The 16,078-nt window shown below is 65.0% G+C and carries 17 protein-coding genes; 7 read left to right on the forward strand and 10 right to left on the reverse strand.

The window, feature by feature from the left end; translation table 11 throughout:
• A partial coding sequence (locus tag PHD22_RS08665) for a murein transglycosylase A (protein WP_299865129.1) occupies positions 1-969 on the reverse strand: 969 nt, incomplete at its 3' end.
• A gap of 322 nt (positions 970-1,291) precedes the next feature.
• Between PHD22_RS08665 and PHD22_RS08670 the strand changes: the two genes are divergently transcribed.
• On the forward strand, positions 1,292-2,155 hold the full coding sequence (locus tag PHD22_RS08670) for an ATP-binding protein (RefSeq protein WP_299865132.1): 864 nt from the start codon (positions 1,292-1,294) through the stop codon (positions 2,153-2,155).
• Entirely contained in the window at positions 2,152-3,093 is a 942-nt protein-coding gene (locus PHD22_RS08675; protein WP_299865135.1) for a Nudix family hydrolase, read from the forward strand. Before PHD22_RS08670 ends, PHD22_RS08675 begins: the two co-directional genes overlap by 4 nt.
• Before the next feature lie 55 nt (positions 3,094-3,148).
• On the opposite strand, the gene yacG is transcribed toward PHD22_RS08675, so the two are convergent.
• The 9 genes from yacG to PHD22_RS08720 all read right to left on the reverse strand — a co-directional run bounded on the left by yacG (position 3,149) and on the right by PHD22_RS08720 (position 11,282).
• Complete coding sequence (gene yacG / locus PHD22_RS08680) at positions 3,149-3,352, reverse strand: DNA gyrase inhibitor YacG (protein ID WP_299865138.1); 204 nt, start codon at positions 3,350-3,352, stop codon at positions 3,149-3,151.
• Positions 3,349-4,104 carry a cell division protein ZapD gene (gene zapD / locus PHD22_RS08685; RefSeq protein WP_299865141.1) on the reverse strand — a complete coding sequence of 252 codons (756 nt, stop codon included), beginning with the start codon at positions 4,102-4,104 and terminating at the stop codon, positions 3,349-3,351. Before zapD ends, yacG begins: the two co-directional genes overlap by 4 nt.
• A 60-nt stretch (positions 4,105-4,164) precedes the next feature.
• Positions 4,165-4,791, reverse strand: a complete 627-nt coding sequence (gene coaE / locus PHD22_RS08690; RefSeq protein ID WP_299865143.1) for a dephospho-CoA kinase — start codon at positions 4,789-4,791, stop codon at positions 4,165-4,167.
• The gene (locus tag PHD22_RS08695) at positions 4,788-5,501 is read right to left on the reverse strand and encodes an SPOR domain-containing protein (protein WP_299865146.1); all 714 of its coding nucleotides are present in this window, start codon (positions 5,499-5,501) and stop codon (positions 4,788-4,790) included. Before PHD22_RS08695 ends, coaE begins: the two co-directional genes overlap by 4 nt.
• A 72-nt stretch (positions 5,502-5,573) precedes the next feature.
• On the reverse strand, positions 5,574-6,293 hold the full coding sequence (locus PHD22_RS08700) for a type III pantothenate kinase (protein ID WP_299865149.1): 720 nt from the start codon (positions 6,291-6,293) through the stop codon (positions 5,574-5,576).
• On the reverse strand, positions 6,293-7,096 hold the full coding sequence (locus tag PHD22_RS08705; protein WP_299865152.1) for a biotin--[acetyl-CoA-carboxylase] ligase: 804 nt from the start codon (positions 7,094-7,096) through the stop codon (positions 6,293-6,295). The genes PHD22_RS08700 and PHD22_RS08705 overlap by 1 nt, the downstream gene beginning before the upstream one ends.
• 175 nt (positions 7,097-7,271) lie before the next feature.
• Positions 7,272-9,428 (reverse strand): YgiQ family radical SAM protein, encoded by a 2,157-nt coding sequence (locus PHD22_RS08710; RefSeq protein ID WP_299865202.1) that lies wholly within the window; start codon positions 9,426-9,428, stop codon positions 7,272-7,274.
• A gap of 149 nt (positions 9,429-9,577) precedes the next feature.
• The gene (locus PHD22_RS08715) at positions 9,578-10,348 is read right to left on the reverse strand and encodes a LytTR family DNA-binding domain-containing protein (protein WP_299865154.1); all 771 of its coding nucleotides are present in this window, start codon (positions 10,346-10,348) and stop codon (positions 9,578-9,580) included.
• Positions 10,341-11,282, reverse strand: a complete 942-nt coding sequence (locus tag PHD22_RS08720; protein ID WP_299865155.1) for a histidine kinase — start codon at positions 11,280-11,282, stop codon at positions 10,341-10,343. Before PHD22_RS08720 ends, PHD22_RS08715 begins: the two co-directional genes overlap by 8 nt.
• A 165-nt stretch (positions 11,283-11,447) precedes the next feature.
• Between PHD22_RS08720 and argH the strand changes: the two genes are divergently transcribed.
• The 5 genes from argH to PHD22_RS08745 all read left to right on the forward strand — a co-directional run bounded on the left by argH (position 11,448) and on the right by PHD22_RS08745 (position 16,076).
• Positions 11,448-12,908 (forward strand): argininosuccinate lyase, encoded by a 1,461-nt coding sequence (argH, locus tag PHD22_RS08725; protein ID WP_299865158.1) that lies wholly within the window; start codon positions 11,448-11,450, stop codon positions 12,906-12,908.
• Between the two features lie 9 nt (positions 12,909-12,917).
• Positions 12,918-14,198 (forward strand): serine/threonine-protein kinase, encoded by a 1,281-nt coding sequence (locus PHD22_RS08730; protein WP_299865161.1) that lies wholly within the window; start codon positions 12,918-12,920, stop codon positions 14,196-14,198.
• Positions 14,199-14,407: 209 nt separating this feature from the next.
• Positions 14,408-14,929 carry a hypothetical protein gene (locus tag PHD22_RS08735; RefSeq protein ID WP_299865166.1) on the forward strand — a complete coding sequence of 174 codons (522 nt, stop codon included), beginning with the start codon at positions 14,408-14,410 and terminating at the stop codon, positions 14,927-14,929.
• Between the two features lie 38 nt (positions 14,930-14,967).
• Positions 14,968-15,210: a hypothetical protein gene (locus PHD22_RS08740; protein WP_299865169.1), complete on the forward strand. Its 243-nt coding sequence runs from the start codon at positions 14,968-14,970 to the stop codon at positions 15,208-15,210.
• Positions 15,207-16,076, forward strand: a complete 870-nt coding sequence (locus tag PHD22_RS08745; RefSeq protein WP_299865171.1) for an HprK-related kinase A — start codon at positions 15,207-15,209, stop codon at positions 16,074-16,076. The genes PHD22_RS08740 and PHD22_RS08745 overlap by 4 nt, the downstream gene beginning before the upstream one ends.
• Positions 16,077-16,078 lie beyond the last annotated feature (2 nt).

Below are 16,078 nucleotides of genomic sequence, written 5' to 3' on the forward strand. Positions count from 1 at the left end.
GCTCCCCGTATCCTGGGCCAGCATCAGACGGCGCAGGGGCTGACTGCTGTTAGGCTGGGTGGTCGCCAGGAACACCGGGGCCCCCAGAGGAATGCTGCGTGGATCCACTGCCATGCTGCGTCCCTCAGTCAGGGGCTGCCCCAGGGCACCCACTGGGCCGCCCGGAGTGCTGGCCACCTCACGAAAGAAGATGTAGCTCGGATTGGCATTCAGCATCTCCTGCAGACGCCCGGGATTCGCCCTCGCCCAAGCCTTGATCCCCTCCATCGAAGCCTGCTCCAGGCGCATTTCACCCTTATCCACCAGCCAGCGGCCGATCGACTGATAAGGGTGTCCATTGGCGTCTCCATAAGCCAGACGCACCACGCTGCCATCCGGCAGCTGGACCCGGCCGGAGCCCTGAACCTGCAGGAAAAACAGCTCCACGGCATCCTCCGCATACAGAAGCGTGCGGGCAGCAAAGGACTCCCCCTGGCGAGCCACCTCGGCACGGCTGTAGTAAGGAAGCACCTTCCTGCCAACCAGCCGGCCACGCACCCGCTGCCCCTTCAGGTCGGGGAAGACATCCCCGAGATCGATGTTCAGCAGATCGTCCGGGACCCCATGGACCGGCCAGGCGTACTGCTTGCTGCGCACCCGGCTTCCTTTGATCAGGGGTTCGTAGTAGCCCGTGACCAGCCCCTCCCTGGATCCGTCCGGATTCAGTACCCGCCATGGGCTCAAGCGGCTTTCGAAGAAACGCCGGACATTGCCCTGGGTTGGGCGCTCCCCCTGTTCCCGGGCACCGTCGCAGACCGGTTTCCAGACCGGCTGCCGGGCAATCGCCCTGCAAGAGACCAGAAATGCCGGCCAGGCCTCCTCCACGGCATCGCTGCTCCATCCGGGCAACTCCGACCAGCTCACCGCCTGGAGCGGCCGAACCAGAGGCTGAGGCGCAGGGGCTCCACCAACGGCGCTGGGCAGGACCACTCCCCCCCCTGGCGCAGCGGGGACCTGTGCCGGGGGCACCGGGCGGGGAGTGCCAGGGGCTTGGGGATGAGGCGTTCCGGCGCAGGCAGCGAGCAGGACGGCAGGAAACAGCGCGAAAAGTCGGGGAAAGGAAGGCAACATGGATAGAGTAAACTGGAGGCTTGCTGTCGGAACCGGACCGTGAGTATACCTACCCACCGGACTGTAAAAGGAATCCTCATGTGGTTGATCGGTCTTGAACTGGGTCTTGTCGTGACCCTTCTCGCCATCGTCGGTCTGGCTCTCCGCGCCCCCAAGAACAAGGATACGGACGCCCCACCCCATGACTGACCTGAACTCGTTCCTCACCCGCGCCGAGCGCCTGCTGGAACGCCTCGAGCGCCTGCTTCCAGGTGATGTCCAGCCCCCCGACTGGCAGGCATCCACCGCCTTCCGCTGGCGCCGCAAGGGCAACAGCGCCGCTCTGCAAGCCATTCCACGCCCCCACCAGATCCGCCTGTCCGACCTGCAGGATATCGACGACAAGAAGGAGCGGATCGTCGCTAACACGCGCCAGTTCCTGGCGGGCAAACGGGCCAACAACGTGCTGCTGACGGGCGCCCGGGGCACAGGAAAGTCCTCCCTGGTCAAGGCAGTGCTCACGGAATATGCCCGGGATGGCCTGCGTCTGATCGAGGTGGACAAGGATGACCTCATCGACCTGCCGGACATCGTGGAGCTGCTGGCTGGCCGGCCGGAGCGCTTCATCCTGTTCACCGACGACCTCTCCTTCGAGGACGGAGAGCCCGCCTACAAGGCTCTCAAGAGCGTTCTCGATGGCTCCCTTGCTGCAGTACCGGACAACGTGCTGATTTACGCCACATCCAACCGACGTCACCTGATGCCCGAATATTTCGCGGAAAACGCTGCGACCAAGCACAAGGACGGCGAGGTGCATCCTGCGGAAGCGGTCGAGGAGAAAATCTCCCTCTCCGAACGGTTCGGCCTGTGGATCTCCTTCTACCCCTTCAGCCAGGACGAATATCTGGCGGTGGTGAACCACTGGCTGGCCGAATTCGGGGTACCGGCCGATGCCCTGCCCGCCGCCCGCGGGGATGCCCTGCAGTGGGCGCTGCTGCGCGGCTCCCGCAGCGGCCGGGTCGCCTGGCAGTTTGCCCGGGACTACGCAGGGCGGTTCGAATCGTGAGCCGCAAGATCGTTCATGTGGCTGCGGCGGTCATCACCCGCCCGGACGGTAGCGTACTCCTTGGCCAGCGCGCGCCTGACACCTTCTATCCGGGCTACTGGGAATTCCCCGGCGGCAAGGTAGAGCCTGGCGAGTCGCCAAGGGAGGCCCTGATCCGCGAGCTTTCCGAAGAGCTCGACATGGAAGTGCTGCGTGCCCACCCCTGGCTGACCCGGGAGCACCTCTACGAGCACGCCCACGTCAGCCTGCACTTTTTCGAAGTATCCGCCTGGCGCGGGGAGATCCACGACCGGGTCCATTCAGCCCTCCGCTGGCAGCATCCGGAACGCATCGAAGTGGGCCCCATGCTGCCTGCCAACGGCCCAATCCTCAAGGCCCTGCGCCTGCCCCGCCGGATGGCCATCACCCGGGCGGGCGAGGTCGGCATCGACGCCCAGCTCATCGCCCTTGAGCAGGCCCTGGACAACGGTCTGAAGCTGATCCAGGTCCGCGAACCTGGACTTGCCGCAGCAGAACGGGAAACCTTTGCCCGGGAGGTTCTGATCCGAAGCCGGCTGGCCGGGGCCCTCACCCTGATCAATGGGGACAGCGAACTTGCCCAACGTGTGGGCGCTGATGGCCTTCACCTGCCAGCACGGCAACTGGTCACCCTGGATGCCCGGCCTGCCCTGGAATGGGTGGGCGCGTCCTGCCACACCCGCGAGGAACTCGAACAGGCCGCACGGCTCGCACTGGACTACGCCCTGCTGAGCCCTGTACAAACCACAGCCACCCATCCAGGCGTGCCAGGCGTCGGCTGGGCAGGGTTCACCGCGCTTGTCGAGCGCCTGCCCCTGCCCGTGCTGGCCCTGGGCGGACTGAGCCCCGGAGACCTGGAGATTGCCAAGGCCGCGGGGGCGCATGGGATCGCGGGAATCCGGGCGTTCTGGCCAGCCTGACACACCCAGGATGGACAAGGCCGTGAACCCGGCCTTGTCCAGTTAAGCACCACTCTCAGTGGGAGCGGTTAAGCGGGTCCGTGTCGTTGTCGAGAGGCGTCTCCCCTGCCACCCGGTATGCATCACTGGCCCAGGCCCCCAGATCGATCAGACGGCAACGATCGGAACAAAAGGGACGCCAGGGGCTTTCACTGCCCCAGACAACCGGAGCAGCACAGGTCGGGCACTTGACCACACGGGGCCTGGACGAATCACTCACAGATTGCAGAAAGTCAGCTCGAAGGGCACATCCACGTCGACCTGCCGGGGGCGGACCACCGTCTCGGACTGCATGAAGCGGATGTTGAGGGCGTATTTATTGGCACTGGTTTCCGGTACGCACATGGCCAGACTGGCCAGACGGATGCGGATCATCTGAGCCGTGCGCCCTCCCATGGTCTGCTGAAAGGCGCCCCGCTGGGCAATCAGTTCCTCCGGCCGGCCGCTGGCCCGGAGCAGGCGAAGCACGATGGCCAGGCCATCACGGATCGGCAGCATGGGCTGGAGCCAGGCACTGAGGTCCCGGATGCGCGACGCCACATCACGATTCAGCCAGTGGTGATAAGACGGCAGGTCAAACTCACAGGCCCCGCCCGGAATGGCGGCACGAATGCGGATGTTCATCAGCCACTCGTTCTCCCGCAGGTACTGCCCCGTCTTGCCTGCCATCGCCAGCAGGGAGGCAGAGGCTTGCTCGATCTCGTACAGCGCCCCGGAAAGCGCCTCTTCGGAAATCTGCGGATTGTTGCGAAAGGAAAGCAGGATCTGGCGCTGACGCTCGAGCTCCTGGACCAGGTCGACCTTGAGATCGGCCCGGCTGGCCACTTCAAGGATTTCGAACAGGGTCTGCAAGGCTACGTGATGCTCAAGAGATCCTTCGGAGCGCAGAAAATGGACGGCCTTGTCGAACAGGTCCTCCAGGCGGAGCAGCGTTCGGATCCTCTCGTTGAGGGGACATTCGTAAGTGATCACGCGTGCGCCTGGGACGGGGAAGGGAACATGAAAGCACCGTATTAAACGACACGGATCATATCACACGCCCCCCCACAACGAGGCCAGCGCCAGATAACGCTGGTGCAGAGCCTCCACCTGGGGAGCCAGGGCCTCCCGGGCAGCACCGTTATCGACGACATCATCCGCGGCAGCCAGGCGGGCCGCACGAGTGGCCTGGGCCGCCATGATCGCCCGTACCTGAGCGGCGTCCAGACCACTGCGCTGCATGACCCGCTGCACCTGAACCTCTTCCGGGCAGTCGACCACGCACAGACGCTGGACCCGCTCCCGGTAAGTGCCCGACTCGATCAGCAAGGGCACTGCCAGAATCACATAGGGAGCCACCGCCGCCCGGCAGAGATGGTCACTCTCGTCGCGGATCATCGGATGGAGGATGGCCTCCAGGCGCTTGCGAGCCGCCGGATCCGCAAAAGCCAGGGTACGCATGGCGGGGCGGTTAAGTGCGCCATCCGGTGACACGATCCCGTCTCCAAAGGCTTCCCGAATGGCTGCCATTGCCCTCCCATGGGGCTCCGTCAGCCCGTGCGCGATCTGGTCAGTATCGACAATAACGACTCCCCGACAGGCGAACAGCTCGGCAACGGCAGTCTTGCCGCTGCCAATGCCACCGGTCAGCCCAACAACGAAAGGCGCTTTTTGGGTCATGGTGTGCATGCCTGGCGGGCGGTACCGCCCATTTTGTCGGAAAGGTCACTGGCCAGGGTCGCGAGGGCATCCACGGGCCCTCGCACCTCAACCCTTGCGCTACTGCTTCCCCGGGTGAGCACCTGGGCGCTACGCACCCCCCGCTCCTGCAATGCGGCCAGGTGGCGGCCGGCCGCCGCCTCGTTCTTGTACAGCCCCAAGGAGATCGCAAACTGGGCCGGGCCTGCCTCCTGGACGATGAAAAGTTCATTCACACCCAGCCGGCGGAGTTCTCCAGCCTTTTTCTCGGCACCTTCACGGCTGCCCAGAGACGGGATATGCACCCACCAGGAAGAAGGCTGCTCCAAGCGCGTTTCTTTCAATTCGAAGCCGCTGCCGGCCCGGGCGAGGCGCGCGGCCAGTTCCCTGGACTGATCCTGATTCAGCCCTACGAAGGCAACGCAGGCCAGGGGCGACTGGAGGGCTGAGCGGTCTTCGGGAGGCGCCTCCTCCTGCGCATCCACCGACGGATCGACAGACGGTTCAGGCTGCACGCGGGGTGCGGGCGCCCGTGTTTCAGCGACCAGGCGGATGGCCTCGGGCTTGAGCTGATTACTCAATCTTTCCGGCTCACCCGCGGGCACGCCACCCCCGAGCCAGCCTTTCCAGAGGGCCAGGGCCAGCAGGTTGAGGAACAACAGGACTATGACAGCGACGCGCAGAGGAGCCATGGGGTCTAGCCTAACCGATCGGGACGCAGGGGAAAAGGCAGGCGCGCCCTGGCAAGCCCCGGAGATCGGGCTTCACGGAAGGCGAACCATCCGGAGCAAGCCCTCCAGGACCAGATTGTCTACCACCCGCAAGGGGCACTCGAGATGCGGCGCCAGGGCTGCCGCAGCGCCCCCGTTGAGCAGGCAGAGCGCGCCCTCCTGCCCCGCCACCTGACGGAACATCCGCTCGATGGCCCCGACCTGGGCATGCAGACAACCGCTTACAATGGCATCCGCGGTCCGGCGTGGCGTATCGGCAAAACGGCCATCCGCATAGGGCAGCTGCGCCGTATCCCGGGCCAGGGACAGACGCATCAGGTCCAGCCCGGGCAGGATCACCCCTCCCTGAAACACTCCGTCCCCATCCAGCACATCCGCCGTGGTGGCCGTCCCGGAGGTCACCACCAGGGCGGCTGCTCCATGAACAGCCCTGGCCCCCACCAGGGCGGCCCAGCGATCCGCCCCCAGCCGGGAGGGATCCAGATAGGTATTACGCACCCCGAACCCCTCGCCTTGAGGACGGATCCAGCCGCAGGGCAGACCGCGGGCCGCAAGCATTGCGCCGACCCGCCCGCCAACCGTCACCCCCGCGACATTGGCCCCCAGCATGGATTCGATGGGCCCCAGTCCGGCAAGCACATCTGCAAAGCCATCCAGGGCCGACAACAGCAGCGCACCCTGGCCACGCCAGCCCTGTCCATCGTGAAGCCCCCACTTGAGTCGGGTATTGCCCACATCCAGCAAAAGGTTCATCAGGCAACCCTCAGGGAAACATCACCGGAGAGAATGCGCTGGAGCCCGGTCTCGGTCCGTAACAGCAGGGCACCATCCTGGTCCACCCCGACGCAATCGCCTGTGATGTCCTCTGCCTCCCCAAGAATGCGCACGGGCAGATCGGCAAAGGCATTGAGTTGCTCCCAGGCACCCTTGAGCACCTCGAAGCCCGCGTCGGCATAAACACTCAACAGGTGATGGAGTTCGACAAGCACCGCCGCGAGCAAGGCATTGGGCCCGGGCGGGGACGCCAGACACTCGGCCAGATCAATCACGCCCAGGGAAGAGTCAACCTTGGCGTCCGCCGGCAGGTGCCGGTTGATACCGATACCGATAACGGCTAGCACACCCCCTCCGCCACCGGACGAGAGCTCGATCAGGATACCCGCCAGCTTGCGACCGTGAATGAGCACATCGTTGGGCCATTTGAGCTGCACCCCCTCCACCCCAAGCCCCTGCAGCGCCCTCGCCACGGCCAGACCGGCGACCAGGGACAGGCCTGCCGGTGCAGGGGAGCCGGGCGCAAAGCGCCAGGCCAGCGAAAAGGTCAGGCTGGCGCCGGGCCAGGATTGCCAGACCCGTCCCCGCCGGCCGCGCCCCGCGGTCTGCACGTCGGCACCCAGCACGGGGATGCGCTCATCCACCGGCCCGGCATGCGCAGCCAGCCGGCTATTGGTCGAGTCGCACTCGGCAAGAAAGGTCAGGGAAAAGGTATCGGCCAGGCGCCCAAGGGCTGCGGCCACCGTGCCTGCATCAAGGGCTTCGTAATCGGTGCGGTGCAAGAAAATATTCCCGGTAACTCTGAAAGCTTTGGATTATGGAGGATCACCGCCCGGGCAGCACACCTCGACGCTCTGTCACTCCGGGCGTCAGCCCCACCCATCCGGCTTGCCATGAATGCACATGCCCGACTTCTCCTGTCACTGGGGAGGACAAGGTCCGGCAGCACAGACGGCGTCAGCGTCCCCTGGTTGGCACCTTGCGTCGCCCCGGAGGGAGCTCCGCCGCCACGTGCCGCCCGGCCTCCGCCCCCCGCACGGGAGGTGGCGCCCGGCGGGCCCCTACTGGACTGGCAAACTTGCCCCCTGTCTTGAGCGACTTGCCAGGGACGCCCCCCGTGCCCGAAGCCCCCCGATCGAGCACCACCGGCTGGTCCCGGGGGACCAGATGACGGGGCAGGCTGCCGATCAGGTCCGCCCGTCCCATGGCCCTGAGCGCCTCACGAATCAGCGGCCAGCCCTCGGGATCGTGGTAACGCAGCAGGGCCTTGTGGAGCTTGCGCTGGCGGCCGCTCTTCGGGGTATCCACCGCTTCGGAGGTCGGTGACACCTTGCGCAGGGGATTCTTGCCCGTGTGGTACATGGTGGTGGCCATCGCCATGGGGGTCGGCATGAAGGTCTGCACCTGGTCGAGCTTGAAACCACTGGACTTCAGCCAGAGCGCCAGGTTGACCATGTCCTCGTCCGTCGTGCCCGGATGGGCGGCGATGAAATAAGGGATCAGGTGCTGCTTCTTGCCCGCCTCCTTCGAGAAACGCTCGAACATCTCCTTGAACCGGTCGTAGGTGCCGATGCCGGGCTTCATCATCTTGTCGAGGGGACCCTCCTCGGTGTGCTCCGGCGCAATCTTGAGCAGCCCACCCACGTGATGGGTCACCAGCTCCTTGACGTACTCGGGGGAGCGCACCGCCAGGTCATAGCGCAGGCCGGAGCCGATGAGCACCTTCTTCACCCCCGGGATGGCGCGGGCTTTGCGGTAAAGCTGGATCAGCGGACCGTGGTCGGTGCCCAGGTTCTCGCAAATGCCGGGAAAAACGCAGGACAGGCGCCGGCAGGACGCTTCGATCTTCGGATCCTTGCAAGCCATCCGGTACATGTTCGCGGTGGGTCCGCCCAGATCGGAGATGGTCCCCGTGAAACCGGCAGTCTTGTCGCGGATTTCCTCGATTTCCCTGAGGATCGAAGCCTCGGAGCGGCTCTGGATGATGCGCCCTTCATGCTCGGTGATGGAGCAGAAAGTGCAGCCGCCAAAACAGCCCCGCATGATGTTGATGGAAAAACGGATCATGTCCCAGGCAGGAATCCGCGCATCCCCGTAGGAAGGATGGGGATTGCGGGCGTAGGGCTGCCCAAAGACCCAGTCCATCTCCTCGGTACTGAGGGGAATGGGCGGGGGATTGAGCCACACATCCCGGCACCCCGGCCCGACGCCATGGGCCTGCACCATCGCCCGGGCATTGCCGGGATTGGACTCCAGGTGGAAGGTCCGCGAGGCATGGGCGTACATCACCTTGTCGTCCTTGACCACTTCATAGGCAGGAAGACGGATCACCTGCCGGGCCCGTTCCGCCCGGCGAGCCGCCACGCGCTCCGCGGCGGGCACGATACGGACTGGCTGGCCAGCGACGGGCAGCTCGGGAGGGGCCGGCTCCATCGCGTAGGGATCCGGATGGGCCTCGACAGGACCAGGACGGTCGATGTCTGTCGAGGCCACTTCCACGAAGCCCTCCGGCCGCCAGCCGGGCTTGACCATGAAGGCGGTGCCGCGCAGGTCACGGATCTCCTCGATGGGCTCGCCGGCGGCGAGGCGGTGGGCCAAGGCGATCACCGCCCGTTCGCCGGAGCCAAAGATCAGCAAGTCAGCCTTGGAGTCGGGCAGCACGGAGCGCCGGACCTTCTCGGACCAGTGATCGTAGTGGGCAATCCGGCGCAGGCTGGCCTCAATGGAGCCAAGCACGATGTTGGCGTCGGGATAAGCTTCCCGCGCCCGTTGGGCATACACCACGGCGGCACGGTCGGGACGCTTGTCCGGCAGGGCATCCGGCGTGTAGGCATCATCGGAGCGGGGTTTGCGGTCCGCGGTGTAGCGGTTGATCATCGAGTCCATGTTGCCGGCAGTAATGCCGTAAAACAGGCGCGGCCGGCCCAGGGCGCGAAAGGCGTCCGCCGAGTGCCAGTCGGGCTGGCTGATGATGCCGACCCGGAAGCCCTGAGCCTCCAGAGTACGGCCGATCAGGGCCATGCCGAAGCTGGGGTGATCGATGTAGGCATCACCTGTGATGACGATGACGTCGCAGGCATCCCAGCCAAGGGCGTCCATTTCAGCCCGGGTCATGGGCAGGAAAGGCGCCCGTTTCAGGTCGGGACGATGGCGGGGATAGGACAACAGGGAAGGGGTGCAGCCAGGATTTCGCATGGGCGCGATTGTACGGAGTTCCCCTCCAAAAATCTCGACAAAACATTCACTTGCCGCAGACCGCCCCCCTATACGCCAAGGGCATCCCTGACGATGGGCCACTGGCGTCGGCTCACCGGCAAAGGCTCTGAAACCCCTTGCAGTTGCACAACCCAATGCGCTTCCCCCTCCCCCCCCCCCGAGGCCCGGGCCACACCGCTCACCCCCGCGCGGGCCACCAGACAATTGCGGTGAATCCTGAGGAAAAGCCCACCAAATTCCTCTTCCAGCTGAATCAGGGATTCATCCAGCAGGAATTCACGCCCCCGGGTCCACGCCACCACGTATTTCTGCTCAGCCTTGAGATAGACCACCTCTGCCACCGGAACCAACCGGATGACGCCCCGCTCGTGGACACTGAAATGACTGCGTAGTCCGGGGGCCGCCTGGCGCAGAACACCATCGGCGATCGGCTGCCAGCGCCGGGCCTTGGCGATCGCCTCCTCCAGACGGGCTGCACGCACGGGCTTGAGGAGGTAATCCACGGCGGCAAGTTCGAAAGCCCGCACAGCGTACTCATCATGGGCGGTTGTAAAGATCACGGCAGGTGGCCGTGCCAGCCGGCCCAGGTGGCGCGCCAGTTCGACGCCATCCATGACGGGCATGCGGATGTCGGTCAGCACCAGGTCGACCGCCTGAACCTCCAGCAGGGCCAGAGCCTCCCGTCCGTTGGCAGCGGTACCGACGATCCGGGTGGGCTGACGCTCGAGGATGTCGCCCAGCACATCACCCAAACGTACCCGGGCAGGCGCCTCGTCGTCCACAATCAGCACGTCCAGGGAGGGCAAGCCGTCAGTCATGCAGCCCCCGGCAGGGCAGCGTCACCCGGACACGATAGACGGAGGCATCCTGCTCCGTCTCCAGGCCCGCCTCCAGGTCATAGAAGAGCATCAGACGCTCGCGGATATTGTCCAGGGCCATCCGGTTTCCGGCATGGTGGCAGGCACTCACCTGCACCGGATTGGAAATCTCGATACACACGCGGGGCCCCTGCCTCCGCACGGAAACGGATACGACACCCGGCCCCGGAGCAGGCTCGATCCCATGGCAGACTGCATTTTCCACCAGGGGCTGGAGCATGAGGGGGGGCACCAGCGCATCCTCCATTCCCTCATCGCAGCACCACTCCACCACCAGACGCTCCCCGAGGCGCAACCGCTCCAGGGTCAGATAGCCCTCACAAAAAGTGATCTCATCCGCCAGCGTCACCAGATCCCGGTTATCCCGCATCAGGGTACGAAACAGGTCGGCCAGCCCTTCCAGCGCCTCCTCCGCCCGCCGGGGATTGGCGCGCAGGACCCCCAGCACCCCATTCAGGCTGTTGAACAGGAAATGCGGGCGGATCCGGGCAGTCAGCGCCTGCAGGCGCGCCTCCGCCAAGGCAGGCGAGTAGGTCTGATGACGCCAGTGAAAATACAGCAGCACCAGCGCCGCCACCGCCTGGGCCCAGATCCATGGACGCCACCCATCGGCAACGACCACGGGCACCAGCAGTGCCAGACCTCCCGCCGCCACACCCACCAGCCCCAGCACCGCCAGCCTGCCGGTTCGCACAGAGCGGCGCGCCAGCCAGGGCTGGACCAGAAAGAGCAGTGCCACCGAGAAAATCAGCACAAACTCCACAGGTACCGCCATCACCAGGATTTCCTCGCCCAGGCGGGACAGCTCCTGGTTGCGCACCAGTACGGCCGTCAGCGCCAGACCATTCACGAGCAACAGGATCCGCAGCAACACCCCCCGGTTCCGAAAGTCAGGCAACCTGCCTGCGGGCCGGGGCGGGCCGGCATCCAAGCGCTTTTGCTTTATACTCATGGGTCTACAAAACGGGCCAGAATCTTGAATCCACGGGACGCTCCCGCGGGTAAACGGCCCTCTTCACCGCTGAGAGCACCTTTGATTATGGCAGATCACTCCGCACCCCAGGACGGCACCGCCAAGGCCTGGTCCGGCCGTTTCACCGAACCTGTTTCCGAACTCGTCAAACGCTACACCGCCAGCGTGTTCTTCGACAAGCGCATGGCTGCCCAGGACATCCGCGGCTCCCTCGCCCATGCCACCATGCTGGCCCGCCAGGGCATCATCGGCACCACCGACCTGGCCGACATCGAGCGCGGCATGGCCCAGATCGTCGGCGAGATCGAGCGCGGCGAGTTCAACTGGAACCTGGACGACGAAGACGTCCACCTCAACATCGAGAAGCGCCTGACCGCCCTCGTCGGCGATGCCGGCAAGCGCCTGCACACCGGCCGCAGCCGCAACGACCAGGTGGCCACCGACATCCGCCTGTGGCTGCGCGACGCGATCGACACCATCCTCGGGCTGATCCGCGAATTCCAGCGGGCCGTGCTCGACCTGGCCGAGCACCACGCCGACACCCCGCTGCCCGGCTTCACCCACCTGCAGGTGGCCCAGCCGGTCACCTTCGGCCACCATTTGATGGCCTACTTCGAGATGACCCGCCGCGACGCCGAGCGCTTCGCAGACTGCCGCCGGCGCGTCAACCGCCTGCCCCTGGGCTCCGCGGCCCTTGCCGGCACCACCTTTCCCATCGACCGGGAATACGTGGCCGAGCTGCTGGGCTTCGAGGAAGTGTGCTTCAACTCGCTGGACGCCGTCTCCGATCGCGACTTCGCCATCGAATTCTGCGCCGCCGTGTCCCTGCTGATGACCCACCTGTCGCGTCTGTCCGAAGAGCTGATCCTGTGGATGAGCCCGCGCGTCGGCTTCATCGACCTGGCAGACCGCTTCTGCACCGGCAGCTCGATCATGCCGCAAAAGAAGAACCCGGACGTGCCCGAGCTGGTCCGCGGCAAGACCGGCCGCGCCAACGGCAACCTGGTGGCCCTGCTGACCCTCATGAAAGGCCAGCCCCTGGCCTACAACAAGGACAACCAGGAAGACAAGGAGCCCCTGTTCGATTCCGCCGACACTGCCATCGACACCCTGCGCATCTATGCCGACATGATGGGCAGCCGTATTGATGCTGCCACGGGAGAGAAGGTCTTCAACGTCCGGGTCAAGCGCGAAGCCATGCAGGCCGCCCTGACCCAGGGCTACGCCACCGCCACCGACCTGGCTGACTATCTGGTCAAGAAGGGCCTGCCCTTCCGGGATGCCCACGAAGCCGTGGCCCTGGCCGTACGCGCCGCTGACATCAAGGGTGTCGACCTGCCGCTGATCCCTCTGGACGAACTGCGTGCCGCCATGACCCACGTGCCTGGCGCCGTCGAACGCCTGGGCGCGGACGTGTTCCAGGTCCTGACCGTGGAGGGCTCCCTGGCATCCCGTGATCACATTGGGGGCACTGCACCAAGCCAGGTGCGCGCCGCCATTGCGCGGGCGCGGGCGCAGCTGGGCTGAGGAGGGGATATGGAAAGGATCGGCAAGTACGAGATCAGGAAAAAGCTGGGGGAAACAACTGCCAGCTCGGTGTATCTCGCCTTCGATCCTTTCACCCAGCAGGAGGTGGCGATCAAGCGCCTCCACCCGGACGTCCTGCGCAGCACCGACCGCAGCGCCCTTTACCATCAGCTGCTGCTCAATGAAGCCTCCCTCGCCGGCAAGCTTCATCACCCCCACATTGTCGGAATCCACGATGCGGTGATCGACGATCGGGAAGCCTATGTGGTGATGGAGTATGTGGCCGGTGGCACCCTGGAGGCCTTCGCCACCCCAGACCACCTGCTGGCCTTCGACCGGCTCATCGAAATCATCTTCAAGTGCACCCGCGCCCTGGATCACGCCTACCTGCAAGGCGTCACCCACCGGGACATCAAACCGGCCAACATCCTGCTGACCGCACCGGACGGGCAGGACATCAAGATCTCGGACTTTGGGGCGGCCCTGTTCACCGCCAGCGAGACCACCCAGTTGGCCAGCCTCGGCTCCCCTGCCTACATGTCGCCGGAGCAGGTTCGCGAATTACCTCTGGATCACCGTACCGACATCTACTCCCTGGGCGTGGTGATGTATCAGCTTCTCACCGGCCACCTGCCCTTCGAAGGGAGCAGCAAGGTCAACCTGATCTACCAGATCGCCCACCACCAGGCCCCACCCCCGTCGAGCATCCGCCCCGACATCCCGGCCGAGCTCGACGCCATTGTCAGCAAGGCCATGCAACTGGAGATCACCCAGCGCTACGCCACCTGGCTGGAGTTTTCCCACGACCTGGCCCAGGCTTACCGTGGCCGGGCCCTGGACAGCCAAAACAGCGAGATGCCCGACTCCGAAAAATTCGAACGCATCCGGGCCTTCCGCTTCTTCCGGGAATTCAGCGACATCGAGATCTGGGAGGTCGTCCGTTTTGCCGAATGGAAATGCATCCCCGGGGGGACCACCGTCATGAAGGAAGGAGAGCCGGGAAACTCCTTCTGCTTCGTCCTCACGGGCGAGATGCGGGTCCTCAAGAAGGGGCGCTTGCTCAACCTGCTGTCCGTGGGCGACTGCTTCGGCGAAATGTCCCTCTTTTCGGCGGGCCGCGGCGCCCGCACCGCCTCCGTCGAGGCCAGCACCGACAGCTGCATCCTGACCATCAAGGCGCCCTCCCTGCTGCGGGCCTCAGCCCAATGCCAGATGCACTTCTACAAGGGGTTCATGGAAGTCCTGGCCTCTCGCCTCACCCTGGCCAATAGCCGGATCGCCAGCGTCTGAGGGACGTCGATCACGGGTCAGAATTGTCGAAGAATCTTACACACGCTTTCCCGAGTCCTTCCCCTCCAGAAAAAACCCAATCAATATCAAAAACTTAAGAAGCGATCTATCCAGGCGTGAATTTTGCTACTTATTTCTTTAAAGAGTACGTGGCAGTATGCATGTCACGGAATGACCGTCCCCCCGGGACGGATACTTTGGGGATTGTCATGAGCAACACCGATCAAGCACGTCCGACCGACACACGGCGCAAGCTGCTGAAAAGCGCCTTGGGCGCCTCTGCGGTCGTGAGCATGGGCTACGGCGGCATTGCAGCCGCCGCCTCCATCACCTGCCTGCAAAAAACCAACGCAGGCCCTTCTGTCAATTTCCATATCGGGAACACGCCTCCCGCCAGGGCAGACCTCTCCACCAATGAAGGGCTGTGGGCATGGCAGGAGGTCCGTCTTTATGACGTCACGCCAACCCAGAAGGTATTTCAGATCCGGAACGGAGGGGCCTATTACTCGATTACGGGGAACCACGATCCCGTTGATATCCCACCGTCCACCCCGCTGTCCCAATCCAGCGAGAAAGCCTGGTCGGTCGTTTATTTCGATGTCACCACCAACCAGGTCGCCGGCGTCTACCCGGAAAAGAAATTCGCCGCAGGGCAGTTTGCACAAGCCTCCATCGGGTGCCTGAACTCGGTTAACCCTGGTGTGAGCCAGAACTTCACCTTCAGCGGCTGACCTCCAGGATGGTCGTTGCCCCGCCAGCGCGGCGCTGGATGGAGAATCACTGCCTGTCCCTCGACGGGCAGTTTCTTTTTATGGACCCCCTCCACGGACAGACCCACCTTCTCAACGAGGGTGCCGTCGAGGTTCTCACCGAAGCCGCAGCAGCACTGGATGCAGGCGTCTTTTCAGCGTTCCTCTGCGAAGTGGAAGAGGCGGGAGGCTGGTCACCAGAACTCGAAGCCCTGGCCCGATCCTTGAGCATCCTGCACACCCCCCTCGCCCCAGCGCCATGACCGTCCCCAGCTACCGCCTGCTGGACGCAGGCGCGGCGCGGATTGCCGTTGCCTCCCCGCTGCAGACCCTGCACGCCCATCTGGACATGGTCTACCCTCATCTGGAGCCCCAGGATGCCGCCGGCTTCGCCGATGTGCGGGTTTCCCTTTTACCGGAGGCGCTCTGGCGTCCGGGACGACGGCAGGTGCGGATGTGGTGCGACAGTCAGAGCCCCTTCGAAACCTATCCGGTCGCCAGCGCCCTCCCCCTCTTTGAATGGGGCAGCAACTGGCTGCTGAGCCAGCGCCTCAACGCCTACCTGCTGCTTCACGCCGGCGTTGTCGCGCGGGAGGACCGGGCCGTACTGCTGCCCGCCATGCCTGGATCCGGCAAGACCACCCTCACCTGCGCCCTGCACCTGGCAGGCTGGCGCTTCCTGTCCGATGAATTCGGCGTGCTGGATCCGGACACCGGAGAGATCCTGCCCATGACCCGGCCCGCCCCCCTCAAGAACGAGTCGATCCAGGTCATTCGCGCACGCCCGGGGGCCGTCCTTGGACCACTCTTCCCGAAAACCCGCAAGGGCGACGTGGCCCACTTCGTTCCAGACCGGGACAGCTTCAGCCAGCGCCACCGGCGGGCCCGCCCCGCCCTGGTCGTCTTCCCGCGCTTCCAGGCCGGGGCCGCCCTGACCTGCAACCGAGTCGACGCCGCCCAGGCCGCGATGCGCCTGGGGCTCAACAGCTTCAACTACCAGGCCCTCGGGCCCGTGGGCCTGCACGCCGTCGCCACCCTGGCCCGGCAGACCCACGCCTATGAGCTGCAATACGGCGACCTGGACGAAGCCATCTCCCAGGTGGAACAACTGCTGGAAAGCGCCCCTTGAGG

Origin of the sequence: Zoogloea sp. (assembly GCF_028693495.1) — a bacterium.
Taxonomy (GTDB): domain Bacteria; phylum Pseudomonadota; class Gammaproteobacteria; order Burkholderiales; family Rhodocyclaceae; genus Zoogloea.

What these genes read in the sequence shown, in the direction of transcription:
- PHD22_RS08670 (WP_299865132.1), top strand. Translation starts at nt 1,292, where the DNA reads ATGACTGACCTGAACTCGTTCCTCACCCGCGCCGAGCGCCTGCTGGAA.
- coaE (WP_299865143.1), bottom strand. Translation starts at nt 4,791, where the DNA reads ATGACCCAAAAAGCGCCTTTCGTTGTTGGGCTGACCGGTGGCATTGGC.
- PHD22_RS08695 (WP_299865146.1), bottom strand. Translation starts at nt 5,501, where the DNA reads ATGGCTCCTCTGCGCGTCGCTGTCATAGTCCTGTTGTTCCTCAACCTG.
- PHD22_RS08700 (WP_299865149.1), bottom strand. Translation starts at nt 6,293, where the DNA reads ATGAACCTTTTGCTGGATGTGGGCAATACCCGACTCAAGTGGGGGCTT.
- PHD22_RS08710 (WP_299865202.1), bottom strand. Translation starts at nt 9,428, where the DNA reads ATGACCCGGGCTGAAATGGACGCCCTTGGCTGGGATGCCTGCGACGTC.
- PHD22_RS08715 (WP_299865154.1), bottom strand. Translation starts at nt 10,348, where the DNA reads ATGACTGACGGCTTGCCCTCCCTGGACGTGCTGATTGTGGACGACGAG.
- argH (WP_299865158.1), top strand. Translation starts at nt 11,448, where the DNA reads ATGGCAGATCACTCCGCACCCCAGGACGGCACCGCCAAGGCCTGGTCC.
- PHD22_RS08730 (WP_299865161.1), top strand. Translation starts at nt 12,918, where the DNA reads ATGGAAAGGATCGGCAAGTACGAGATCAGGAAAAAGCTGGGGGAAACA.
- PHD22_RS08735 (WP_299865166.1), top strand. Translation starts at nt 14,408, where the DNA reads ATGAGCAACACCGATCAAGCACGTCCGACCGACACACGGCGCAAGCTG.
- PHD22_RS08740 (WP_299865169.1), top strand. Translation starts at nt 14,968, where the DNA reads ATGGAGAATCACTGCCTGTCCCTCGACGGGCAGTTTCTTTTTATGGAC.
- PHD22_RS08745 (WP_299865171.1), top strand. Translation starts at nt 15,207, where the DNA reads ATGACCGTCCCCAGCTACCGCCTGCTGGACGCAGGCGCGGCGCGGATT.